This is a genomic window from Streptomyces sp. NPDC006544 (genome assembly GCF_040611715.1).
GTDB lineage: Bacteria > Actinomycetota > Actinomycetes > Streptomycetales > Streptomycetaceae > Streptomyces.
In genome coordinates this window covers 1-1805 of sequence record NZ_JBEXOV010000215.1, presented here as the reverse complement: position 1 = coordinate 1805, position 1805 = coordinate 1, and the positions used below count along the sequence as shown (strand labels likewise).

The 1805-nt window shown below is 73.9% G+C and carries 1 protein-coding gene and 1 pseudogene; both read right to left on the bottom strand.

The features are described from left to right. Positions 1-144: 144 nt before the first annotated feature. Positions 145-1182, bottom strand: a pseudogene (locus ABZY44_RS37620) (DUF2264 domain-containing protein); the annotation flags it as partial. Positions 1183-1338: 156 nt separating this feature from the next. Beyond that, positions 1339-1650: an SCO5918 family protein gene (locus ABZY44_RS37615; RefSeq protein ID WP_356662039.1), complete on the bottom strand. Its 312-nt coding sequence runs from the start codon at positions 1648-1650 to the stop codon at positions 1339-1341. Positions 1651-1805: the final 155 nt, after the last annotated feature.

The following is a 1805-nucleotide window of genomic DNA, read 5'->3' as shown; positions in this document are numbered from 1 at the left end:
ACCACTGCTCATCAGAAAGATCCCCACGCCCCACACCATGATCATCACAGCGCAAGGCGTGGACCGGAACCCCGATCTAAAACACGGCCTAGTCCGTCTGCGGGGGTTTCCCCGGAGCATCGGGTCCGGCGATCCGTACGGAAGTCACCCCTCGCGCAGATGCTCTACGTGGAGGGGTCCGAAGGTGACGCGGGTGTGCGATCCGTCGTCCGCCCAGCGCACCGCGAGGGACCCGTCGTCCACCGTCACCTCGGTGACCGCCGTGGCCGGCGGGGCCGGGTCCGGATCGCCGGTGCGCACGGCCAGGGCCGCGTACAGGCCGGTGCCCCGGGCCCGGGCCGTGAGCCGTGGTACGCGGGCCCACGGAGTGAAAGCGGTACCCGCGGGCGCCCGGGTCTCCTCCTGGGCGCCCCAGCCGTGCAGCGGGTGCAGTGCCGACACGAGTGGTTCCTCCGGGCCGGTGGCCCAGCCGGTCTCCTCCACCAGCGACCCGTCCGGCGCGCCGTGAACACAGTGCACGTGCAGTTCGTGGCAGCCCCTGACCACGGTGACGCTCTCCACGCGCAGCCCCGGCACCGTGGGCGGCCCGCCCGCGAAGACCGGCCGGTGTCAGGACGCCGCCCGGCCCCAGCCGTCTCCGTGTCCGGCCCCCAAGGGCGGATGCGCCTGCGGGTTGCCGGCCACCACCACGGCGAGGTGGTTGTCCGGGACGTTCCGGGGGCGAGCGGGGTGTGGCCGGTGACCGAGCCGAGTCCGACGGCGGACGCCGCGGCGAAGCGGGAGGTCAGGGAGCGCCCGAAGTGGACGGGCGCTCCATCGGCGCCGTGCAGGGGAAGAGATGACAGTTGTTGGGGGCGGGCGTGTGACGCAGTGCGCCCCGCAGCCAGGCCTCGGACCGGTCCTGTACGGCGCTGTCGAGGCGGTCCCAGAGCCAGGGGCCCGTCAGCCTCAGCCCCAGGGCCACGGAGGCCGACTCGGCCATCGGCCGGCCGTGTACGTGCACGTCACGGTGACCGGCCAGGACTCGGCGTCGTCCCGGCCCGGCGTCCGGGTTCCCGCCGCCAGTCCGTCCGCGTACCGCTCTAGGCAGCCGTGCGGGTCCTCGCCCGCGCGGTACGCGGCGGCGAGGAAGGTGCGCGCATACCCTTCGAGCCCGTCCGAGCGCACCCCCTAGGCGGAGGGAGTCCGTGTGCTCCTGTGCCCTCGCCCGGCCACCGTCTGCGGCCCCCGTCCGCGGCCTCGGATCCGCCGGCCCGGGCGCGCACGCCGAAGGCCCGGCCGGCGTGCCGGTCGGGCCTTCGGGGGTGTTCGGGTGGCGGCTCGCGCCGAGACCTCGGCTCAGACGCCCACGGGGGCGCCGAGCATCGCGGACGCCTGCTGCATCGGGCTGAGGGCGGGCGCGGGCGCGGCGGCCTCGGGGAGCCCGCGGCAGGTGAAGCCGAGCTGGGACATGGCCCGGACGACTTCGCCGGCGCTGAAATCACGACGGTCCTGGCGGGTGACGACCTGGCCGACCTGCTTGACGGGGTAGACGCGGCGGCCGATGATCACCGACTCGCCGGTGACTTCCTCGGGCTTGATGCCCTTCATCGATTCCAGGACGCCGGCCTTGGTCAGGTCGAACGGGAAACGGGCGATGACAACGCGCATGATGCCTCACAGGGAGAGGAGGGGGGACGGATCCGCCGCGGTGAAGCGGCTCAGCGGTCAAGGGCGAGGACGCCCAGGGCGCTGCCTTGTTCGTCGACGACGGGCAGGGCGTCGAGCCCGCGGTAGCGCATGGCGTGCTCGGCCTCCGCCATCGT